Source organism: Roseateles asaccharophilus (genome assembly GCF_004362405.1).
GTDB lineage: Bacteria > Pseudomonadota > Gammaproteobacteria > Burkholderiales > Burkholderiaceae_C > Kinneretia > Kinneretia asaccharophila.
Map to the genome: position 1 here is coordinate 453842 of NZ_SNXE01000003.1, position 21462 is coordinate 475303.

At 67.8% G+C, this 21462-nt stretch carries 20 protein-coding genes; 6 read left to right on the forward strand and 14 right to left on the reverse strand.

Annotated elements, in window-relative coordinates:
• Window positions 1–15: 15 nt before the first annotated feature.
• The 7 genes from DFR39_RS09960 to DFR39_RS09990 form a co-directional block, all read right to left on the reverse strand.
• On the reverse strand, window positions 16–2163 hold the full coding sequence (locus tag DFR39_RS09960; RefSeq protein WP_133603393.1) for a D-(-)-3-hydroxybutyrate oligomer hydrolase: 2148 nt from the start codon (window positions 2161–2163) through the stop codon (window positions 16–18).
• 74 nt (window positions 2164–2237) lie between these two features.
• Window positions 2238–3320, reverse strand: coding sequence for a branched-chain amino acid ABC transporter permease (locus DFR39_RS09965; RefSeq protein ID WP_133603394.1), 1083 nt, complete (start codon window positions 3318–3320; stop codon window positions 2238–2240).
• A gap of 11 nt (window positions 3321–3331) precedes the next feature.
• Window positions 3332–4378, reverse strand: a complete 1047-nt coding sequence (locus tag DFR39_RS09970) for a branched-chain amino acid ABC transporter permease (RefSeq protein ID WP_246030769.1) — start codon at window positions 4376–4378, stop codon at window positions 3332–3334.
• 31 nt (window positions 4379–4409) lie between these two features.
• Entirely contained in the window at window positions 4410–5162 is a 753-nt protein-coding gene (locus tag DFR39_RS09975; protein ID WP_133603396.1) for an ABC transporter ATP-binding protein, read from the reverse strand.
• Window positions 5159–5914 carry an ABC transporter ATP-binding protein gene (locus tag DFR39_RS09980; RefSeq protein WP_133603397.1) on the reverse strand — a complete coding sequence of 252 codons (756 nt, stop codon included), beginning with the start codon at window positions 5912–5914 and terminating at the stop codon, window positions 5159–5161. Before DFR39_RS09980 ends, DFR39_RS09975 begins: the two co-directional genes overlap by 4 nt.
• A 156-nt stretch (window positions 5915–6070) precedes the next feature.
• Window positions 6071–7282, reverse strand: a complete 1212-nt coding sequence (locus DFR39_RS09985; protein ID WP_133603398.1) for a substrate-binding domain-containing protein — start codon at window positions 7280–7282, stop codon at window positions 6071–6073.
• A 244-nt stretch (window positions 7283–7526) separates the two neighbouring features.
• Window positions 7527–9068, reverse strand: coding sequence for a sigma-54 interaction domain-containing protein (locus tag DFR39_RS09990; RefSeq protein WP_133603399.1), 1542 nt, complete (start codon window positions 9066–9068; stop codon window positions 7527–7529).
• Between the two features lie 149 nt (window positions 9069–9217).
• On the opposite strand from DFR39_RS09990, the gene DFR39_RS09995 reads away from it, so the two are divergent.
• From DFR39_RS09995 to DFR39_RS10015, 5 genes are all read left to right on the forward strand, one after another.
• A complete protein-coding gene (locus DFR39_RS09995; protein WP_133603400.1) occupies window positions 9218–10201 on the forward strand; it encodes a Bug family tripartite tricarboxylate transporter substrate binding protein in 984 nt (327 codons plus the stop codon).
• A gap of 16 nt (window positions 10202–10217) precedes the next feature.
• A complete protein-coding gene (locus DFR39_RS10000; RefSeq protein WP_133603401.1) occupies window positions 10218–11753 on the forward strand; it encodes a malonate--CoA ligase in 1536 nt (511 codons plus the stop codon).
• The gene (locus DFR39_RS10005; RefSeq protein WP_133603402.1) at window positions 11750–11980 is read left to right on the forward strand and encodes a cysteine-rich CWC family protein; all 231 of its coding nucleotides are present in this window, start codon (window positions 11750–11752) and stop codon (window positions 11978–11980) included. The genes DFR39_RS10000 and DFR39_RS10005 overlap by 4 nt, the downstream gene beginning before the upstream one ends.
• Window positions 11981–12143: 163 nt before the next feature.
• A complete protein-coding gene (locus DFR39_RS10010; RefSeq protein WP_133603403.1) occupies window positions 12144–12644 on the forward strand; it encodes an outer membrane beta-barrel protein in 501 nt (166 codons plus the stop codon).
• 139 nt (window positions 12645–12783) lie between these two features.
• Window positions 12784–15408 carry a PAS domain-containing protein gene (locus DFR39_RS10015; RefSeq protein ID WP_133603404.1) on the forward strand — a complete coding sequence of 875 codons (2625 nt, stop codon included), beginning with the start codon at window positions 12784–12786 and terminating at the stop codon, window positions 15406–15408.
• Here the strand turns inward: DFR39_RS10015 and DFR39_RS10020 are convergent.
• Both DFR39_RS10020 and asd read right to left on the reverse strand, forming a co-directional pair.
• Entirely contained in the window at window positions 15381–15947 is a 567-nt protein-coding gene (locus tag DFR39_RS10020; RefSeq protein WP_246030770.1) for a 3'-5' exonuclease, read from the reverse strand. The two genes, DFR39_RS10015 and DFR39_RS10020, sit on opposite strands and share 28 nt — an antisense overlap.
• Before the next feature lie 31 nt (window positions 15948–15978).
• A complete protein-coding gene (asd, locus tag DFR39_RS10025; protein ID WP_133603405.1) occupies window positions 15979–16836 on the reverse strand; it encodes an archaetidylserine decarboxylase in 858 nt (285 codons plus the stop codon).
• A gap of 58 nt (window positions 16837–16894) precedes the next feature.
• Here asd and DFR39_RS10030 point away from each other — a divergent pair, with 58 nt between their 5' ends.
• Window positions 16895–18565, forward strand: a complete 1671-nt coding sequence (locus DFR39_RS10030) for an aminotransferase class III-fold pyridoxal phosphate-dependent enzyme (protein WP_133603406.1) — start codon at window positions 16895–16897, stop codon at window positions 18563–18565.
• 51 nt (window positions 18566–18616) lie between these two features.
• Here DFR39_RS10030 and DFR39_RS10035 read toward each other — a convergent pair whose 3' ends face one another.
• From DFR39_RS10035 to DFR39_RS10055, 5 genes are all read right to left on the reverse strand, one after another.
• Window positions 18617–19003, reverse strand: coding sequence for a VOC family protein (locus DFR39_RS10035; RefSeq protein ID WP_133603407.1), 387 nt, complete (start codon window positions 19001–19003; stop codon window positions 18617–18619).
• Window positions 19004–19061: 58 nt separating this feature from the next.
• Window positions 19062–19574, reverse strand: coding sequence for a cupin domain-containing protein (locus tag DFR39_RS10040; RefSeq protein ID WP_133603408.1), 513 nt, complete (start codon window positions 19572–19574; stop codon window positions 19062–19064).
• Window positions 19575–19676: 102 nt separating this feature from the next.
• Window positions 19677–20072, reverse strand: a complete 396-nt coding sequence (locus tag DFR39_RS10045) for a VOC family protein (protein ID WP_133603409.1) — start codon at window positions 20070–20072, stop codon at window positions 19677–19679.
• A gap of 141 nt (window positions 20073–20213) precedes the next feature.
• Window positions 20214–20603 (reverse strand): GFA family protein, encoded by a 390-nt coding sequence (locus tag DFR39_RS10050; RefSeq protein WP_133603410.1) that lies wholly within the window; start codon window positions 20601–20603, stop codon window positions 20214–20216.
• A gap of 143 nt (window positions 20604–20746) precedes the next feature.
• Window positions 20747–21169 carry an SRPBCC family protein gene (locus DFR39_RS10055; protein ID WP_133603411.1) on the reverse strand — a complete coding sequence of 141 codons (423 nt, stop codon included), beginning with the start codon at window positions 21167–21169 and terminating at the stop codon, window positions 20747–20749.
• Window positions 21170–21462: the final 293 nt, after the last annotated feature.

Below are 21462 nucleotides of genomic sequence, written 5' to 3' on the forward strand. Positions count from 1 at the left end.
ATCAGGCTGGGCGTCTCAGTCCGGAACGTTGACGGTGCTCCCGCTGAAGGCGATGCGATCGCCCGCGGCCGGGTTGCTGGCAATGGGCGGCACATTGGCCGCGGTGATGGCGGGTGCCGCACCGGCGGTGCCGCCGCGCGGCACGGTGCGCAGCACCTGGCTGGGCGGCAGGGCCGTGCCCTTCTTCAGGTTGTCATACACGGCATCCAGGGCCCGGAACAGATAGAGGTGCAGGGGCACATAACGGCTGTCATAGCCCGGCAGCACGGCGGGCAGGCCGATGAAGCCGTCGAAGTGCTGGGCATTGGTGACCTCGATATAGCTGAGCTTGCTGGCCGCGCCCTCGGCCAGCTTGTTCAGACCGTAGTAGGGCCGCGAGGTGTGGTTGACGGGCAGCAGGGCGTCGGAGCGACCGTGCACGATCAGGGCCGGCTTGCCGCGCAGATTGCCGTTGCGGCGGGTTTCGTTGATGCCGGTCTGCAGACGGGCGGCCGCGGCATCGGTGCCGCTCAGCAGATTGCGCAGACACAGGGCGCCGTCGATATTGAAGTCCTGTTTGCCGGTGCTGGGCGAGAGCGAGAGCAGATCGCGCAGCGGCCCGCCCACGCTCAGGTTGTTGACCAGCTGCACGCCGGCGCTGGGCGGCACGCCGTTGCCGGTGGCAAACATGCCGGCCAGGGCCGCAGGGGCCAGGTCATTCACCACACCGGCCGCGCTGGTCGAGGCATAGCTGTAGCCGCAGAGATGGTCCTTGACGCTGGCGCGCGACAAGGCGTTGGCAAAGGTCACGGTCACGGCCGAGGCAATCTCGAAGGCGGCATGCGAGGCATGCAGCGCATCGGACTCCGCCTCCCAGCCGTACTTGCGCATCTGCTGCAGGGCGGCCTGGGCCAGATCGGCGGTGGAGGATGAAGCCGCGCCGGGCAGCAGGCCCTTGGCCGACAGGGCCGCGCAGCGGTTGGCGGCAAAAGACGCCACCACAAAGCCCGCGCCAGGCACACCGGCCTGGGCCAGCGCCGCGCAGGGCTGGTAGAGATTGGCCAGGCTGGTGTAGTCGTAGAGCGTGCGGGCGCTGGCGCTCACCGTCGTGCCGCCGCGCTGCACCGTCACGCCCGGATTGGCCGGCAGCTGCACCGCCGGCTCCGAGACCGCCACGCCGCTGATCAGGCCCTTGCTGTCCAGCTCGGCCGCGGCAATCGCCGCACCGCCGCCATTGGAGATGCTGGAGGCAATGGTGAGGATGTCGCCGGCCTTGTAGCGCAGCTTGCGCTTGCCGCTGGCGGCATCGGCCTCGCCATAGCTCTCGTTGAGCACGTAGTAGGCGAACTCCACCGCCTGCAGGGTGTAGACACCCCAGTCCTTCTCGGGGTTGCGGCCGCTATGGGCATGCTTGAACGCCAGCCGCTTGGGCGTGCTCGCGTTGAAGCTGCCCAGCTCGGCGGCCGAGAGCCCGCTCTGGAAGGCCGCGTTCTTGCCGGCCGCCAGGGCACTGCTGCGCGTGCCGTCGATCAGGGGCACGGTATCGCTGCCCAGATCATGCGGGGCCGCCCCGGTGCCCTTGTCGGTGTAGGCCACGGCGCAGCCCCGGCGCAGTCCCCACTCGCCGGTGGAAATGGCGCCGTAAACGCCGCGCGAGCCCGAGGAGGTGGCGGTAATCAGGCAGGGGTTGGCGGGGTCGAAGTTGCTGGGCACCTGCACCATCAGGGTGGCGTTGATGGCCCCGCTGCCATCGTCGCTGTAGGCAATGTACTCGGTGCCCGCCACCTTGCCCTCGCCGCTGCCGGCCACGCCGGCGGCGTCCACATTGGGGCCGTAGAGAACGCCATAGCCGCCGGCGCTGCTCATGTCCACCAGGGCGCGGTAGTTGTTGTAGATGGCGGCACGACGCAGCTCGGCCGCCGTGGGCTTGAGCGGATCGGCATAGGCGGGCGCCACGGCACTGGCCAGGCCGGTCTTGCCCAGGCCGGCAGTCAGCAGATCGTCGGTATTGCCGTCGTAGCGGGTGCTCTGGATGCTGCCCAGAAAGCCGGGCTTCTCATTGAGGGCGGGCGGGGTCTCATCATCGCCGCCGCAGGCCGACAGCAGGGCCACGCCGGCGGCCAGGGCCGTCAGCGTGAGGGCAGAGAGTGGCCGACGGCCCGAACGCGAAGGTGCACGCTTCATCTCAAACGCCTTTCTTGGGAATCTGGCTTGCAAGCCAAGCCGGCTGCGGGAAGAAGAACAAGAAGAAGGAACGCTCAAAGGCGGCGCAGCGCGCGCAGGCGCCCGACAATGCCGCTGGGAAAGTGATAGACCGCCAGCACGAAGAGCAGGCCCAGCCAGAGCAGCCAGCGGTCGGGCGAGACCAGCTGGGACAGCACGGGAATGCCCTCCACCGCGACCGCGCCCAGCTTCATCAGGTCCTGCAGATAGTTCTGGGCCAGCACGAAGAGCGCGCTGCCCACCACGGCGCCGTAGATCGTGCCCATGCCACCGATCACCACGATCAGCAGGATGTCCAGCATGATCTCGAAGGACAGCGAGGTGTCCGGCCCGTTGTAGCGCAGCCAGAGCGCGAGCAGGGCTCCGGCCACGGTGGCGAAGAGCGCGGCCAGCACATTGGAGAGCGTGCGGTAGACCACGGTGCGGTAGCCGATGGCCTCGGCCCGGAAGTCGTTTTCACGGATGGCCTGCAGCACCCGGCCGAAGGGCGAGTTCACGATGCGCAGCATCAGCAGCACCAGAGCCAGGGCCACGACGAAGAGCAGGTAGTAGGAGGCAAAGCGCCCATCGATGCTGGCGCCCAGAAAGGGCTCTTCCAGGAACTCGGTGCCGGGCTGCAGCAGCTCGGGCACCTTGAAGTTCAGCCCGTCCTCGCCGCCGGTGAGCTCCGAGAGCTGGGAGGCCAGGGTCAGGAAGGCCGAGGCCACGGCCAGGGTGATCATGGCAAAGAAGATGGCCTTGACCCGCAGGCTGAACAGGCCGATCAGCAGGGACAGCAGCAGGGAGACGATGAGGGCGCCGGCAAGTCCTGCCCCCACCGCGGCCCAGCCCACCACGCCATCGTTCGCCATGCGGCTGCTGGCAATGGCAATGCCATAGGCCCCGATGCCGAAGAACATGGTGTGGGCAAAGCTGACGATGCCGGTATAGCCCAGCAGCAGGTCGTAGCTGGCCACCAGCACGATGAAGATCAGGATCTTGGCCGCCACATTCAGGGCCTTGGTGCCCGGAAAGATGAAGGGCGTGAAGGCCAGGCCCAGCAGCACGACGAGCAGAAGCAGGCTCAGGACACGGCTGCGCGGCAGGTCGTGCGAGAGCAGGGAAGACACGATGCGCATGCGGCTCTCCTTCAGCGGCTGGTGACCGGATAAAGCCCTTGGGGCCGCCACAGCAGGATGGCGACCATCAGGCCGATGTTGGAGAACAGCGCCACCTTGGGCGCCAGAAAGCCGGTGTAGTTGGCCATCAGGCCCACCAGCAGGGCACCCACAAAGCAGCCGAGTGTGGAGCCCAGGCCGCCGATGATGATGACGATGAAGATCAGGGTGTTGACCTGGGCGCCGATCTGCGGCGTCACGCCCTGCTGGTACAGACCCCAGAGCACACCGCCCAGGCCCGCCAGCGCCGAGCCGCCCACGAAGACCGCCACGAAGAGGCGGCGGATGCGATAGCCCAGGCTCTCCACCATCTCGCGGTCCTGCACGCCGGCGCGGATCAGCAGCCCGAGCTTGGTGCGGTTGAGCAGGAGCAGCAGGCCGACAAACACCAACAGCCCCACGGCAGCCGCCAGCAGGCGCAGCTTCTCCACCGCCACATCGCCGGGCAGGAGCAGGGCACCGCGCAGACCTTGCGGCGGCGGCAGCGGCGTGAGCTGGGCGCCCCAGATCACCTTGATCAGCTCCTCGCCGATGATCATGCCGCCCATGGTGATCAGGATCTGCTTGAGGTGCATGCCGTAGACCGGCCGCACCAGCACCCGCTCGAAGGCCAGCCCCACGCCGCCGGCCACCGCCATGCCCACCAGGGCCGCCAGGCCCACGGCCAGCAGATTCAGGGCCAGGGAGGGGCTGGCCACCCAGCCGCCCATGGCCCCCAGCACCGTGGTGGCCATGAAGGCGCCCAGGGCGATGAAGACGCCGTGGCCGAAGTTCAGCACGTCCATCAGGCCAAAGACCAGGGTCAGGCCCGAGGCGATGATGAAGATGATCAGGCCCATGGCCAGACCGGCCAGGGTCAGGGTGGCCCAGCTGCTGGGGCTGCCGATCAGCGGCAGGGCCAGCCCGGCCAGGCCCGCCAGCAAGGCCAGGGGAATCCAGTCGAAGCGCGCCTTGGGAACGGCCGCGGCCGGCTCGGGACTGGCCGGGCTGGAAGGATTGGCGGAAGGGGCAGTGCTCATGCTCGTGCTCATGCCGGTTCTCTTTGCTTGCTCATTGATGCGCCGCCAGGGACAGGCCCAGCAGACGCTGCTGCAGTGCCTCGTCGGCGGACAACTCGGCCATGGCACCGCTGTGCACGATGCGGCCGTCGTCCATCACGGCCACCCGGTCGCCCAGGGCCTTGGCCACCATGAAGTTCTGCTCCACCAGGAGCACGGTGGCGCCGCCGCTGCGCTTGAGTTCGCGCAGGGCCTCCACCAGATTGAGCACGATGGCCGGGGCCAGGCCCTTGCTGGGCTCGTCGATCAGCAAGAGGCGGCGCGGCTCCACCATGGCGCGGGCAATGGCCAGCATCTGCTTCTGGCCACCGCTGAGCTTGCCCGCGGGGTAGAGCCAGAACTTCTTGAGCGCGGGAAAGAGCTGGAACAGCCAGTCCAGGCGCTGGGTGTCCATCTGCTCCAGGGAGCGCGCACGGCGCGCGGCCAGCAGCAGGTTCTCGCGCACCGTGAGGTCGCCGAAGATGCCCATGTTCTCGGGCACATAGGCGATATCGCAGCGCTGGGTGATCTCGGGCGTGGGCAGGCGGGTGATGGGCTGGCCGTCGAAGCGGATCTCGCCACGGCTGGCCTGCCACAAGCCCATGATGGTGCGCAGGGTGCTGGTCTTGCCCGCGCCATTGCGGCCCAGCAGCATGGTCAGCTGGCCAGCGGGCACTTCCAGGTTCACGCCGTGCAGGATGTGATACGCGCCCACATGGGTGTGTACGTCCTGCAGCGAGAGCAGGTTTTTGGGCGTATCGCTCATGCGGCCTCCGGCATGGCGGCGCCCAGATAGGCCTGCTGCACCACGGGCGAGGCGATCACGGTGGCGGGGTCACCATCGGCCACCAGCTGGCCCATATGCAGCACGATGATGCGGTCGGCCAGCTCGCGCACCACATCCATCTTGTGCTCCACCAGCAGGATGGTGTGCCGGCCCTCGGCCTTGAGTTCGCGAATCAGGTCCAGCACCACGGGCACCTCGTCCACGCTCATGCCGGCGGTGGGTTCATCGAACATATAGACCTTGGGCTGCAGGGCGATCAGCATGGCCACCTCCAGCTTGCGCTGGTCGCCATGCGGCAGGCTGGCCGCGGGCGCGTCCATGCGGGCCGTGAGCCGCACCCGCTCCACCAGGGCGCGGGCCTCGTCCAGGAGCTCGCGGTGATGCAGCCAGACCGTGAGGAAGTCCAGGCCCTGGCCGCGCCGCGCCTGCACCGCCAGGCGCACGTTCTCCAGCACCGAGAGGTTGGGGAAGAGCTGGGTCAGCTGGAAGGCCCGCCCCAGACCGCGCCGCGTGCGCTGCGGCGCCGAAAGCGGGGTCAGGTCATGCCCATCCAGCGAGACCGTACCGGCACTGGCCCGCAGCTGCCCCGAGATCAGGTTGAAGTAGGTGGTCTTGCCCGCGCCATTGGGACCGACGATGGCCGTCAGCGTGCCCGGCTTGAAGGCGCAGGAGACGCGGTCGACGGCCACATGGCCGCCGAAGCGGATGGTGAGATCACGGGTTTCAAGCATTGGGGGTCTTGAACAAAGTGCACAGCCCGAGGCGTAGCGAGCGGACGCGGGACTAGGCGCGGGGGGACCCGTGGACCGGAACGTACTTCCTGTACGTGAGGATCCACGGGGGGGGCCGCAACGACGGCCTGCGTTCGCGCAGTAGCCGAGCGCGATTCAGCGCTTGTTGCGGATGGGAACCTGCATCTCTTCCGGCTTGATCTCTCGCACCAGCTCGGGCACCCCCCAGGGAAAGGCCGGATCCACCTTGATCTTGAAGTGATACATGGACTGCATGGCCTGATGATCCTCGGGGCGGAAGGTCATCTTCCCCTTGGGCGTCTCGAAGCTCATGCCCTCCATGGTCTTGATCAGCTTGTTGGTGCTGGTCTCGCCGCCGGTCTTCTTGAGCGCCTCGACCACGGCAATGGCGGCCGTCATGCCGCCCGCGGTGAAGAAGTCCGGCGGGCTCTTGAACTGCTTGTAGTGGTTGGCCACCAGCCACTCATTGGCCGGATTCTTGGGAATGCCGAAGTAGTAGTAGGTGGCGCCCTCCATGCCGGGGAAGGCCTTGTAGTTCGCCATGGCCGGCAGGATGTTGCCGCCGGTGGCGATCTCGATGCCGTAGCGCTTGAGATCCAGATCGGCGATCTTGAAGGGATTACCGGCGCCGGCCCAGATGATGAAGATCACCTTGCGGCCGGGCTGGTCCTTGAGCTTGTCGATCAGGCGCTGGGCCCCGGCGGTGAAGTCGGTGGTGGTGGTGGGCAGGTATTCCTCATGGACGATCTTGGCCTTCTTGACCGCGTCCTTGAAGGCCTTCACACCGTCACGGCCAAAGGCATAGTCCTGGGCCAGGGTGGCGATGGTCACGCCCGGCTTGTCCAGGGCCACCGCATTGGAGATCGCGTCCTGCGAGCTGTTGCGGCCGGTGCGGAAGATGTACTTGTTCCACTTGTCGCCGGTGATGGAGTCGGCCACGGCGGGCTCCACCAGCAGGATCTTCTTGTACTCCTCGGCCACCGGCAGCAGGGCCAGGGCCACGCCCGAGGAGGTGGGGCCCACAGCCAGATCCGCCTTGTCGTCACCATAGGCGGCGGCCAGCAGGCTCTTGCCCACATCGGGCTTGCCCTGGTCGTCCTTCTCGATGACCACGATCTTCTTGCCCGCCACCGTCATGGTGCCGCCGGTGGCGTAGTCCAGGCCCATCATGAAACCGGTCTGGGTCTGCTTGCCATAGGCTTCCAGCGGACCGGTCTTGCTGTAGATATGGGCGATGCGAATTTCCTTGCCCTGGGCCAGGGCGGTGCCCGGCAGGCCCAGGGTGCCCAAGGTGGCCGCTGCGGCGGCAATGGCCAGCAGCGAGCGGCGGCTCGTGTTCGTCCTCATGATGGCTGTCTCCTGATGGCGGGCGCCTCGAAAGCGGGCGCGCTCGGCCAGAACAGAACGCAAGGGCTATGCCTGGGGCCTCAGACCTGGCGATAACCCCTATGACCAGCCCCGCAAACACCCACAGGCGGCTCCATCAGTGTCACGAACCATGCCTCTGATGCCTCCAAGGACCTGATCACAAAGCCGACACTGCCTGAATTTCAGACACCGTGACACCGAGAGGTGCCCAGACTCCGGACACTCAGGCCTGCTGCAAGTCCGGCCAACGCGTCAGGCGTTCATAGAGCGAGGCCCGCGAGATCTGCAGCAGGCGCGCCGCGGCCACGCGATTGCCCTGGGTCATGCGCAGCGCGCGGGCAATGGCTTCGCGCTCGAGCTGGGCAATCTGATCGGGCAAGGGCTGCAGCGGGCGCTGCTGTTCGGCGACCGGTTCGGGCGTACAAGCCGGCAGCGCGGCCAGCGGCGCAGGCGCCGTGGGCTGGACCGCCCCGAAATGCTCGGCCAGCAGCAGCAGCTCATCGCTCATCAGGCTGACCTGCTCCAGGCGGTTGCGCAGCTCGCGGATATTTCCGGGCCAGGCCTGACGGGCCAGCCAGTCCAGGGCCTCCGGTGCCAGCTGGCGCTGCGGCATGCCGCTGCGCCGCGCAATGTCCTCCAGCAGGGCGTCGGCCAGGGCCTCCAGATCTTCCATGCGCTCGCGCAGGGCGGGCAGACGGATGGGCAGCACATTGAGCCGGTAGTAGAGGTCGGCGCGGAACTCGCCGCGCGCCACCATGGCGCCCAGATCACGGCTGGTGGCGGCGATGACCCGCACATCCACACGCCGCACCTCGTTGCTGCCCAAGGGCTCGAACTCCTGCTCCTGCAAGACCCGCAGCAGCTTGCTCTGCAGGGCCAGGGGCATGTCGCCGATCTCGTCCAGGAACAGGGTGCCGCCATCGGCCAGGGCGAACTTGCCCTCGCGCCCTCGCCGGTCGGCTCCGGTGTACGCGCCGGGCGCCACACCAAAGAACTCCGCCTCCAGCAAGGTATCCGGCACGGCGGCGATATTGATGCTGACCAGGGCCCGCTGCGCCCGGGCCGAGGCGGCGTGGATGCCGTGGGCCAGCAGCTCCTTGCCCGTGCCCGTCTCACCCAGCAGCAGCACGTTCGCGTCCGTCTGGGCCGCGCGCCGCGCCTGCCGCTTGACCTCCAGCGCCGCCGGGCTGGCGCCAATGAAGCTGGTAATGGTGTGTTTGGGTCGCCGGTTGCGCGCGGTCTCGGCGGCCAGCTGGCGGCGCGCCTCCTCCAGCTCCTGCTGCAGGCGTGCAAACTTCTGGATCAGCGGCTGCAGGGTCGGGCCGCTCGTGCCGCGTCCGCCCGGGGAAGGCTCGCTCTGAGGCTGGTCCAGCAGCACCAGGCCCAGGGCGCCGATCACCTCGCCCGCCTCATCGCGCAGCGGCAGGCGGCTGACCAAAAAGGTGCCGGCCTTGTTGCTGAGCAGGTCCACCAAAATCGGCCGGCCGGTATCGATCACCTCGGCCAGCAGGGTGCCCGGCACCACCTCCTCCACCTTGCGGCCCACGAAATCGGCATCGCTGTCAAAACCCAGGGCGGGCAAGAAGCGCTTGTAGCCCTCGCTGATCCAGACCACCCGGTGTTCCCGGTCCAGCACGAGCATGCCCTGGGCCGCCGCGGCCAGCTGTTCGAACAGCGTGTGGGCCGCCAGGCGCAGCACGCTCTGCGCATCCAGGCCCTGCGGCTGGACCGAGGAGATGGGCTGCAACGGGCTGAGTGCGTGCATGGCGAAGGACATGGGGGACAAGAGGCCGGGCTGAATGTAGCAGCACCGTGGGCGGCAGCAAGCCGGGCTTGCGGGACAACCCCGATGCACAGGCCCTGCGCGCAGATGAACATGGCCGCCCCAGGAACAGAACCTACCGGAGACTGCCCATGCACCGCCCATCCCGTCGTGCCGCCCTGGCCCTGCTGGCCGCCTGCGCCGCTTCCCTGCTCGGCGGCCAGGCCCTGGCCCAGGGCTGGCCGGCCAAGCCGGTGACCCTCATCGTGCCCTTCCCCGCGGGCGGCGGCACCGACGCCTTTGCCCGCCCGCTGACGGCCCAGCTCAGCAAGCAGACCGGCAAGCAGTTCATCATCGACAACAAGGGCGGTGCCGGCGGCACGGTGGGCGCCACCCTGGCGGCCAAGGCCGCGCCGGACGGCTACACCTTCTTTATGGGCGCGGTGCACCACGCCATCGCGCCCAGCATGTACCCCAAGCTGGAATACCGGCTGGAGGAAGACTTCGTGCCAGTGGCCCTGGTGGCCAGCGTGCCCCAGGTCATCGTGGTCAACCCGAGCAAGGTGCAGGCCACCGATCTGAAGAGCCTGCTGGAGTTCATCCGCAAGAACCCGGGCAAGCTGAACTACGGCTCGGCCGGCAACGGCACCTCCCACCACCTGGCCGGCGAACTCTTCAAGCTGCAGACCAAGACCTTCATCACCCACATTCCCTACCGCGGCGCCGGCCCGGCCCTGCAGGACCTGATCGCTGGCCAGGTGGATCTGATGTTCGACGGCCTGGGCTCCAGCGCCGGCCATATCAAGAGCGGCCGCATCAAGGCCATCGCGGTGGCCGCGGCCAAGCGCGCGCCCGGCTTCCCCGATCTGCCCACCAGCGTGGAAGGCGGCGTGCCCAGCTACCAGGTGGCCACCTGGTACGGGCTGTGGGCGCCCAAGGGCACGCCCAAGGACATCGTCAGCAGCCTGCAGGCCGAACTGAAGAAGGCCTATGCGGAAGAAGGCCTGCGCAACACCTGGAACGGCCTGGGCGCCGAAGTTCCCAATCTCTACGGCGAGGCCTTTGGCGGCTTCGTGAGCGCCGAGCTCAAGCGCTGGGCCGAGGTGGTAAAGAGCTCGGGGGCCAAGCTGGATTGAGGACAATCGCGACACCATGAACGCAAACCTGTTCGCGGCCCTGCGCGCCGCCTTCCCCGCCGACCTGGACCGCCCCGCCATCGAATGCGCGGACGGCGAGCAGGCCGGCCTGGTCTACAGCTGGCGCGATATCGAACGCGCCACGGCCATGATGGCCAATCTGCTCGAATCCCTGGACCTGCCCGCCGGCAGCCGGGTGGCGGTGCAGACCGAAAAGAGCGTCGAGGCCCTGATGCTCTATCTGGCCGTGCTGCGCGCGGGCTATGTCTATCTGCCGCTGAACACCGCCTACCAGGCGGCCGAGATCGAGTACTTCATTGGCAACGCCGAGCCGGCCGTGGTGGTCTGTGCGGGCAGGAATTTCGGCTGGGTCAGCAAGCTGGCCTTCCAGGCCGGCACCCAGTATGTGTTCACGCTCAACGAGGACCGCACGGGCACCCTGCTGGACCGCGCCAGCGCCATGAGCGACCAGCACGAGATCGCGCACAAGACGGCCGACGAGCTGGCCGCCATCCTCTACACCAGCGGCACCACGGGGCGCAGCAAGGGCGCCATGCTGAGCCACGGCAATATGCTCAGCAATGCCCGCACGCTCCAGGACTACTGGGGCTGGCAGGCGGATGATGTGCTGATCCACGCCCTGCCCATCTTCCATGTGCACGGGCTTTTTGTGGCCTCGCACGGCGCCCTGCTCAACGGCAGCAAGATGATCTGGTTCGCCAGGTTCGACCCCAGGGCCACGATCGCGCGCTTTGGCGAGGCCACCATCTTCATGGGCGTGCCCACCCTCTATGTGCGCATGCTGGCCGAGCCCACGCTCACGCCCGCGGCCTGCGCCCATATGCGGCTCTTCATCAGCGGCTCGGCGCCCCTGCTGATCGAGACCTTCCGCGACTGGCAGCAGCGCAGCGGCCACACCATCCTGGAGCGCTACGGCATGAGCGAGACCATCATGCTGACCTCCAACCCCTACCGTGCCGAGGATGGCGAGCGCCGGGGCGGCACCGTGGGCTTCGCCCTGCCCGGCGTGGGCGTGCGCGTGCAGGACGATGCGGGCGCGCCCTGCCCCGTGGGCGAGATCGGCCACATCCAGGTGCGCGGCCCCAATGTGTTTGCCGGCTACTGGCGCATGCCCGAGAAGACCCGCGAGGAGTTCACCGCCGACGGCTGGTTCAAGACCGGCGATGTGGGCCAGTGCGATGCGCGCGGCTACTTCACCATCGTGGGCCGCAGCAAGGACCTGATCATCTCCGGCGGCTACAACGTCTACCCGGCCGAGATCGAGGGCTTCATCAACGAGATGCCGGGCGTGGCCGAATCGGCCGTGGTCGGCGTGCCCCACCCCGACTTTGGCGAGGCCGTGGTGGCGGTGCTGGTGCCCAAGCCCGGCGCGGCGCTGGACGGCGCGGCCGTCGTGGCCGCACTCAAGAGCCGCATCGCCAACTTCAAGGTGCCCAAGAAGGCCTTTGTGGTCGAGGCCCTGCCGCGCAACACCATGGGCAAGGTGCAGAAGAATCTGCTGCGCGAGCAGCACAAGGCGCTGTTCGCATGAGCCTGCCCGGGTCCTGCTTGCCCGAGAACGCCCGCTGCCCTCGCTGCGGTGGCGACTTCCACTGCGGCGCGAGCGAGGGCTTGTGCGACTGTTTCGAGCTGCGCCTGGATGAGCCCCTGCGCCAGGAACTGGCCCGGCGCTACAGCGGCTGCCTGTGCATGGCCTGCCTGCGGGAGCTGGCACAGCCCACAAGGCCGGCCAAGCTGCCGAATTCCACACCCCCTTAGGTAGGAAGCGCAGGGCGAAAGCCGGCTGTCTGTGGGTTTTTACCAACCCCGACATCAATCGTGCGATGCCCAGCAGACACAATGCGCAGCGCCTCCCCGGTGGGAGGCGCTTTTTTCTCTCCCTCTAGCAGTTGACTAGAAGAAATCTAAGGAGGATTTATCCATGAAGAAGATCATCGCCCTGGCCGCCATCGCCGCCCTGTCCACCGTCGCCCAGGCTGACGGCTTCTACATCGGTGGCGATGTGGGCAAGAGCCGCATCAGCGACGAAGGCCTGAAGTTCAAGGGCACCAGCTACGCCCTGTTCGGCGGCTACAACTTCAGCGACAACGTCGCTGTGGAACTGGGCTACCGCAACCTGGGCAAGGACACCATCACGATCCGGAACGTGCCCTTCACCCTCAAGGGCAACGCCCTGCAAGTGTCGGCCGTGCTGTCGGCACCGCTGGGCAGCGACTTCAGCGTCTTCGGCCGCCTGGGCGTGAACCGCCTGGAAGGCAAGCTCACATTCCCCGGCGGCGCCGAGAAGGAAACCCTCACCAGGGCCCTGATCGGCTTCGGCGCCCGTTACGCGATCAGCAAGGAATTCGGCCTGCGCGCCGAGTTCCAAAAGGCGGCCAGCGACACCCAGGTCTTCACCTTCGGCGCCGACTACCGCTTCTAAACCGGCCCATCCCGCTGACCGGCCTCGACAGGACCGGCAGCGGCGCCACTCCGGCAGCCCAGCCCGCGATCAACGCCGCGGCCTGGGCTGTTTCTTTTTGCACGATTACCGCCCCGATACCGAGGGCAAAATCGGGGCTATGGCGCAAGAAGTCGGCCAAGAACACCAGCCATCCACCAGCTCCAGGGCCTGGCGCCCCCATCTGCGCCTGCAAGATGCCGGGCGCTACATCGCCCTGGGCCTGAGCCTGCTGATGATGTGGGGCGTGGTGGCTTGGTTTGTACTCGTCTACCCGCAGCGCCTGCTGGATGACCAAAGGCGCGAGCTGGATGCCGCCGCCGTCACCGCCGCCACACAGCTGGAAAGCGTGCTGCGCGATGCCGAGAGCAATCTGCGCACCCTGGACCTCTGGCTGCTGACGCGCGCGCCCGACGCCCCCCTGCGTGACGCCTCCCTGGCCCAGCTGGCCGAAACCCTGCGCAGCAGCTCGCGCGAGATCGTCGACGTGATGGTGGGGGATGAGCAGGGACGCTTTTACCGTCTGCCCACGCTGGACGCGCAGTCCTTTGTGCAACTGCCGCCCGCACAGCTCGGCGCGCTGCGCGAGCGTGCCCATGCCGACCATGTGCTGCAGATCGGTGAGCCACTGCGACTGCAGCCCGGCGCGCCGCTCAAGCTGCCTTTGTTCATGCGCATGAGCGCCCACCAAGGCGAGCTGGGGCTGCTCCTGGCCGTGATCGATCACGACCGCCTCGTCAGCCTGCTCAAGCCCTATGCCCGCGGTGAGCTGGGGGCCCTGGGCCTGCTGCGCAGCGATGGCCTGGGTCTGCTGCGCTATCCCATGCTGGAGGGCTATATCGGCCGCAGCATGTACGACACCGTGCCCGGCAGCCGCGAGCGCCTGAGCGGCGCGCACGGCAGTTTTGTATCGCGTGGCGGCGCCTCCGATGGCCTGGAACGCCGGGTCAGCTTTCGCAGCCTGGATGACTACGGCCTCAAGCTGCTGCTGGCCCAGGGCCGCGACGCCGCCCAGATCCAGCATCGGCAGCACAGCCAGCTGCTTTTTTTTGCCAGCCTGCTGATCACCTTGCTGGCCGTGGTGATCACGGTGATGCTGGACCGGCTGCAGCGCCAGGCCAGGGACCGCGAGGCCATGCTGGCCGCCATGAGCGATGCCCTGCCCCTGGGGCTGTTTCGCTGCGACGCCAGCGGCGCCCTGCGCTACGCCAACGAGAGCTACCGTCGCCTGCACGACATCCAGGGAGCACTGCAGGGCTGGGACTGGCTGAAGCTCGTGCCCGAGGCGCAACGCGAGGGCGTGCGCCAGCGCTGGCAGGCCCGCATGAGCCAGCGCGAATGCGACAGCCTCAGCGCCCGCGTGCTGCTGCCGGACGGGCAACGTCGCCGCTTTCAGATCCACACCGCGCCCCTGATCGTCGGCGGTCGGCAGGACGGCGTGGTGGGCACGGTGGAGGACGTGACCGAGCGCGAGCTGCAGCAGGAGGCCCAGCTCACCCTGCACGCCATCTTCGAACAGACGCCCGACTGCATCGCCCAGTTCGATGCACGCGGTCGCATGGTCTATCTCAATCCGGCGGGCCGCTTGCGCCTGGGCCTGGAAGCCCAGGCCGTCCTGCCCGAGCATGACTACCGCAGCTTCCTGCCCGACCCCGAGAAGCGGGCCCGCGATTTCCTCGCCGCCCTGCCCGAGCAGGCTATGGCCCAGGGCCACTGGCAGGGGCGCAGCACGGTGCTGGACCATGAGGGTCAGCTCGTGCCGGTGTCCTGCACGGTGCTGGTCCATCGGGACGCCCGCCAGCAGGTGCGCATGGTCTCGGTGCTGCTGCGCGATGTCTCCGAGCAGGTTCTGGCCCAGCAGGAGCGCGAACGCAGCGAGGCCACCCTCAAGGCCGTGGCCGAAGAGGTGCCGCTGATGATTGCGGTGCTGGACCGCCAGCAACGCCTCTTGTTCTGCAACCGGGCCTACGAGCAGCAGTTCAATATGCAGCGCGAGGACTGGATCGGACGCTCGGTGCAGGAGATGCTGGGCCCCGAGGAGTATGAACGGGCCCTGCCCCAGATCGAGGCGGCCCTGGCCGGCCAGACTCTCACGCTGGAACGCAGTGCCGACTTTCAGCAGCGCCGTCTGCTGCAGGTGCGCTACGCCCCCTTGCAGCTCGACGACGGACAGATCGCCGGCATGGTCTGGGTGGCACGCGACATCACCGAAGAAAGGGCCGAGCAGGCCCGTTTGCTGGACGCCTCGCAGACCGACCCTCTGACCCAGCTGCTGAACCGGGCGGGCTTTGAGCAGCGCGCCCTCGACGCCCTGGAGCGCGCCCGCCAGCGCCAGCGTCTGTGCTGCCTGATCTATATGGATCTGGACCGCTTCAAGGCGGTGAACGATCTGCACGGCCACCCCGTGGGCGACGCCCTGCTGCAGGCCGTGGCCGGGCGGCTGCGCCATGTACTGCGCCAGCAGGATCTGGTGGCGCGCCTGGGCGGGGATGAGTTCGCCGTGCTGCTGCCCGAGATTCCCAGCGTGGCCAATGCCGAATCCGTGGCCGCCAAGCTGCTGCAGGCCGTGGCGCGCCCCTATCTGATCGACACCCTGAGCCTGGACATTGGCGTGAGCCTGGGCTTTTGCGTGTGCGCCGGCCCCAGCGCCGACCTGGCCCGCATGGTGACGCAGGCCGATGCCTGGCTCTACGAGGCCAAGCGCGCCGGCCGCGGCCGCTACCGCGGCGGGCTCATGGAGGGCTGATCGGGCGCACAGCGGCTGCCCGGCTCTTTGCGAGCCGGCGCTCCGTCCCCCGAACGCAGTCGCAGCAGGGACAGCTGGAGCACTCGGGCATCGGTGCTCGCGCGGTGACGCCGCAGCTGCTGCTCCTGCCGCACCGTCTGGGTCAGCTCATGCCACTGCGCGGCCTCCGCATCGGACAGCAGCACGCGGATGTCCTGCAGGCGGAAGGCCGGCTGCAGCTCGGCCGCGTCAAACAGCCGGCCGAGCCAGCTGTAGTCATGGCCCCAGCCGTCGCAGTACACGATCTGGCCAGCCAGGCGCTGGTTGAGCTCGGCCGCCACCCACAGCGGCGAGCGCCCCTTGCTGTACAGGATCTCGCGGCTGATGCCGTGCAGGGCCTCGGCCTTGGCATCCCAGTGCCGCCACTCGGGCAGGGGCTGGATCAGGCTGCAGAAGGGACCGCCGCTCGGGGCCACAAAGCCCACCTCGATGGGATAGCTGCCCGCACCAAAGCCCGAGGCCTCGATGTCCATGACGGCGGGGGCTTCCATCAGATCCATGGTGCAGCGAGTGTAAGCCGCAGCGGCTGACTTAGGGGCGCGCCAGCACCTCCCCCATGCGCAGGCGCTGACCCGTCTGCACGGCCAGCTCAAAGCCCGGTGGCAGGAAGACGATGATGGTGGAGCCCTGCTGGAACCAGCCCAGTTCCTCGCCGCGGCGGGCCTCGCCCTGCGCCGGCAGCTCGTGTGGACCGGGATAGTCCACATGCAGCAGCAGGTTCAGGCAGTGCAGGCGCAGGCTGGCCACCAGGATGGCCGCCACCGCCACCAGGGCGATGGGCCGGCCATCGGGCAGGCGGGCGTGGATGGCGGCGCGCTCATTGCGGCAGAACAGGCGCTCCACCCGCTTGAGCGCGATGGGGTTCACATTCCAGGTGTCGCCCGCGATATGGGTCACATGCTCCAGGCTCAGATCGGCCGGGGCATGGAAGCGGTGGTACATGGACGAGGTCAGGCGCAGGGTCACGAACTGGCCCCCGCGGTAGGGGGCGGCACGGGCTGCATCGCCAAAGAGCTCGCCCACCGTGTAGGGAAAGCCCTTGGCCTGGAAGACCTGGCCCTGATGCTCCACCGCACCGCAGGCGCCCACGATGGCGTCGCAGGGGCTCAGGATGGCATCCGCTTCGGCCGCCAGGGGGCGGGCGCCGGGCTTGAGCTCGCGGATGAAGCAGTCCTGCAGGCTGCGAAAGCGCTGCTGGCGCGCCTCGCTGAGGTCCAGATCGGTGAACAGCCGCCAGACGGCGATGGAAAAGCGCGTCAGCAAGGGGCTTTCAATGCGGCTGTACCAGCCCACCAACCGGGTCAGGGTCAGACGCGGGATGCGGTTGGTCAGCAGGAAGTTTAGGTCTTCCTGCTGCAACAAGCGGTCACGCCAGAGTGCGAGCTTCATCAGAGCGTCAAAGGCAGTGGTTACAGATACGAGTCTGCTTTTCTTCTGTGACCGCCATATGGATGAGACCCTGACCCACGCCCTGCCCCTCTATGCCCTGGGCGCCGCCCTGCTGGCGGGGCTGATCCCCAAGCTGCGGCGCCGCCTGCAGCTCTCGCGGGCCAAGCACCGCTCCCTGGCCGGCCACTCGCGCATGGCCAAGCGCATTGCCGGCCTGATCCCGGGCTATGCCTATGACGAGGCGCGCTTCTTTGCCGCCGACGGCGCGCCCGAGGCCGTGCAGGCCCGTCGCCGCCAGGGTTTCAGCGCCCTGGCCCAGGCCCTGGCCCAGGCGCACCCACGCTCCATCGCCGCCACCGAGGCCGCGCGCGAGGGCATCTCGGACCTGCAGTTCACCGGCGCCTACCGGGTGCCCTTCCAGTTCAGCCCCTATCTGCGCCAGCACCTCAAGCTGCCCAGCTTTGTGCAGGCCACCGAGGGCCCCTGGATCCGTGACCTGGACGGCCAGCGCTGGCTGGATGTCTCGGGCAGCTATGGCGTGAACGTGTTCGGCCACGAGTTCTACAAGGCCTGCGTCGCCGAGGGCAGCGCCCGCGTGGCCGAGCTGGGCCCCCTGCTGGGCGCCTACCACCCCCTGGTGGCCGAGAACGTGGCTCGGCTGCGCACGATCTCGGGGCTGGACGAGGTGAGCTTCCACATGTCCGGCACCGAGGCCGTGATGCAGGCCGTGCGCCTGGCCCGCTACCACACGGGACGCAGCCATCTGGTGCGCTTCTGCGGGGCCTATCACGGCTGGTGGGAGGATGTGCAGCCCGGCCCCGGCAACCCCCAGCCGCCGCGCGACACCTACACGCTCAAGGACATGGACAGCAAGAGCCTGCAGGTGCTGCGCAGCCGCCGCGACATCGCCTGCGTGCTGGTCAACCCGCTGCAGATGCTGCACCCCAACAGCCCCGCGCCGGGCGACTCCACCCTGGTGGACGGCTCACGCCGCGCCGGGGGCATCAGCCGCGAGGCCTACGCCCAGTGGCTGCGCGAGCTGCGCGCCGTCTGCAGCGAGCGCGGCATCGTGCTGATCTTCGACGAGATCTTCGTGGGCTTCCGCCTGGCGCCCGGCGGCGCGCAGCAGTATTTCGGCGTGCAGGCCGATATGGTCACCTACGGCAAGACCCTGGGCGGCGGCCTACCGGTGGGCGTGCTCTGCGGCCGGGCCGCGCTGATGAAGCGCTTCAAGGAAGCGCGCCCGGCTGACCTCTGCTTTGCGCGCGGCACCTTCAACAGCCACCCCTATGTGATGGGCGCCATGGCCAGCTTTCTGGACCGGCTGCAGCGCCCCGAGGTGCAGGCCCTGTACGAGAACCAGGACGCGATCCAGGCCGCGCGCGCAGCGCGGCTCAACGACGCCCTGGCCGCCATCGGCGCGCCGGTGCGCGTGAGCCAGCTCGCCTCCATCTGGACCGTGCTCTACACCCAGCCCTCGCGCTACCACTGGATGCTGCAGTTCTATCTGCGCCGCCAGGGCCTGTGGCTGTCCTGGGTGGGCACGGGCCGCATGATCTTCAGCCTGGACTTCGACGAGGCCCTGTTCGACCAGGAGCTGCTGCCCCGCTTCGTGGCAGCCGCCCAGGCCATGCTGGACGCGGGCTGGTGGTGGCAGCGCGAGGGCCTGAGCCACCAGCACATCAAGCGAGAGCTGCTCAAGGAGATGCTGGCCCAGCGGCTGGGCTGAGCCAGCGCAGCATGCGGCGGCAGCGGCCTCTCCCGGGCTCCGCCGTCTGCCTCAGCCCGCGTCCCGTTGCTTGAACTGCACGATATTGCCCTCAGGGTCCCAGCCGTCCAGCACGGTATGGCCCCTGAAATGCCAGGCGCCGGCCTCGGGCTTGAGATGGCCGCCTGTGGCTTCCACCGCGCGCCGCAGATCCGCCAGGCTACTCACCACAAAGGTCGGCTTGAAGGGCGTGTCCTCGCGCGGCTGCGGCGGCTCGGCAATGCGGATGCCGGCGGCGTACTGGCGCGGAATGCTGTGCACCACCACCTCGTAGCCCTGGCCACGCAGCAGATCGTGCTCGCCGTCCGAGGCCTCGAGCACCAGACCCAGGGTCTGCTGATAGAAGGCAGAAACGCGCTGCTTGTCCTTGGCAAAGACCACGAGACCTTGCTGGAACATCTGTTTTCCCCTGTTGGATGTGCGCCCGATGCTAGCCGGCGCGCCGGCGGTCGGCTAGCTAGCGCTTCGGGTCCGGCCCTGCCTCGGTGCTCTCGCGGTCGTAGTAGTCCACCGTGGATTCGGCGCGGAACATCTTGTGCAGTCCGCGGCCGGCGGGCTGATCGGCATGCACCCCGACCTTGCCCGAATCCGGGTACTCGCAGACCTCCATGTCCGACAGATTGGACAGCGCGAGATAGCGCAGCGTGCTGCTGCCGGTGTTGATGATCTGGTGCGCCGTCGAGGCGTCGCCGGTAGGGCAGGCGATGACATCGTGCCGGCGCAGCGGGTAGCGCTGCTCGCCATAGCGCAGCTCGCCCTCCCCCTCAAGGATCAGGAACATTTCCTCCTCGGCGCGGTGCGCGTGGAAGGGGCACTGCGCCTTGCCCGGCGGCAGCTCGGTCAGGTTGTAGCCCAGCTGGCGTGCCCCAATGCCGGCGCTGAACTGGGCGCGACGCGAGGTGTAGAAACCGTTCTCCTCGATATCGGTGAAGACCACCTCGTCGAGATTGATCAAGGGCGGGCGGCTCATGGGCGGGCTCCGGTAAGGGATCTATGGCGAGGGCGCGCGACCGGACTTGGTCTTGCTCATGGGACTATGCGTGCCCGACGTGCCCGGGCCTTCAGCCGCCCATCAAGCCTTGGGTCGGTGCAGCGCGCAGAGCTTGTTGCCATCCGGATCGCGCACATACGCCAGGTACAGCTCACCGGACGGACCGGCACGCGGGCCGGGCGGCTCCTCGATGGCCGTGCCGCCATGGGCGACCGCCACCGCATGAAACTCGCGCAGCTGCTCGGGCGAGCTGCACTTGAAGCCGATGGTGCTGCCATTGCCGGCCGTGGCGGGCTGGCCGTCTAGGGGCTCGCTCACGCAAAACGTGACCCCCTCATGCCGGTAGAACAGCCGACGCTGCCCGGTCTTGTTGGTGTTCTCAAGCGCCTCACCGGCACCCAGCACCTTGAGCACCGCGTCGTAAAAGCGCTTGGAGCGCTCGATATCGTTGGTACCGACCATGACATGACTGAACACAGGGCGTCTCCTGATGGGTGTGAATCGTTGAATTGAAAGGCGTCGCGGGCATTCTGTCTCGGCACGCTCATCCCGCCAAGCGCAAACCGGATGGGCCGGACTGCAGCAAGCGCAAGCGCGAGGCTGGCCGCTACGCACCCGCTAGAACCAGAGGTCGCGAATGCAGCGCCCATCGCGCGGCAGGTCTTCCCATGTGTCCAGCCCGTCGAAGTGGTCGATCGGTAGATGCGCAATGGGCCCAGGCTCGGTGAGTCGCAGGTTCACGGCGATCCGGCGGCGACCTTCCTGGTTGGGCTCCAGGGAACGCCAGTAGGCCAGGTTGCCGCACTCGGGGCAGAAGTGAAAGCCCAGTGAGTTGCCTCGAACATAGGCCTTGGTCGCGCCCGTGACCTGGACGCCTTCGTCTTGGTAGCCATACGCCCACAGGACACCATAGCGGCGACATGCCGTGCAATTGCAGGCGGTGGCGGACTCCGGCATTCCGTCGAATTGCCAATGAACCCGCCCGCAGTGACAAGAACCTTGGAGCATGGCGATCCTCGCTGGTTTGCGGTCAAGGTCTGAACTCGGCCGCTGGCCGCGGCAGGGCGCATGGACCGCCCGAGGCAGCATACATCCTGGGTCGCTCGCGGCCCGGGCAGCCTGCCGCGGATGGTCCACTTTCGAGCGGGGATTTAGGCCGCACCATGTGACTCGGCGAGCGCTTTCAATCGCCCGAGCGTCACTGGAAGCCCCAGGTTCAGCTGCTTGGACAGCATCGGACCCAGCACGAACGACAACAGGCCCGAGAACGTGACTCTGTGGATCACGTCCGTTCCCTGCTCCGACGTCTCGAGCTCATGCTCGAACACCATCTTGAACAGCGGGATCTTAGACTCGACCGTGAAGCACTTGTCCGGCTTGAGCTCAGTGACGATCATCGGGACCGCATGTCCCTTGGTCGGCGTCAGCGTCCCGCGACTGCCGACTTCGAATGGTCCATCCAGGGTCGCACTCTTGGTATCTGGATCCCACTCATGCCATCGCTCAACTTCGCGATAGATGCTGAAGACTCGCGCAGCAGAGGCTGCGACCGTGACTCTGTGTTCGACTTGCATCGGAGCCTGGAGGGGTGGTCTGTGTGGGCTTTTCGGCCCACTGCAGGAATGAAGCCGCCCCGTGAAGCGGCGTCGGCTTGGACTGCGACCTGCTGCGCCCAACGTTTGAGTTCGCCCGCGGGCGGCAGGCGGCGAAGCCGGCTGGCGCACGTCGGGTGCAACGAAGGGTTATGCGCACTTCGGCTCATCGCTTTGCGCTTCGCAGCAGGGTAAGCACGTCCTGGCGACCAAGGAACTGCGCCGCAGCTTCGGAGTTCGGCGTCGGCTGCGCGCCATGCTGAAGAAGAAGGCGA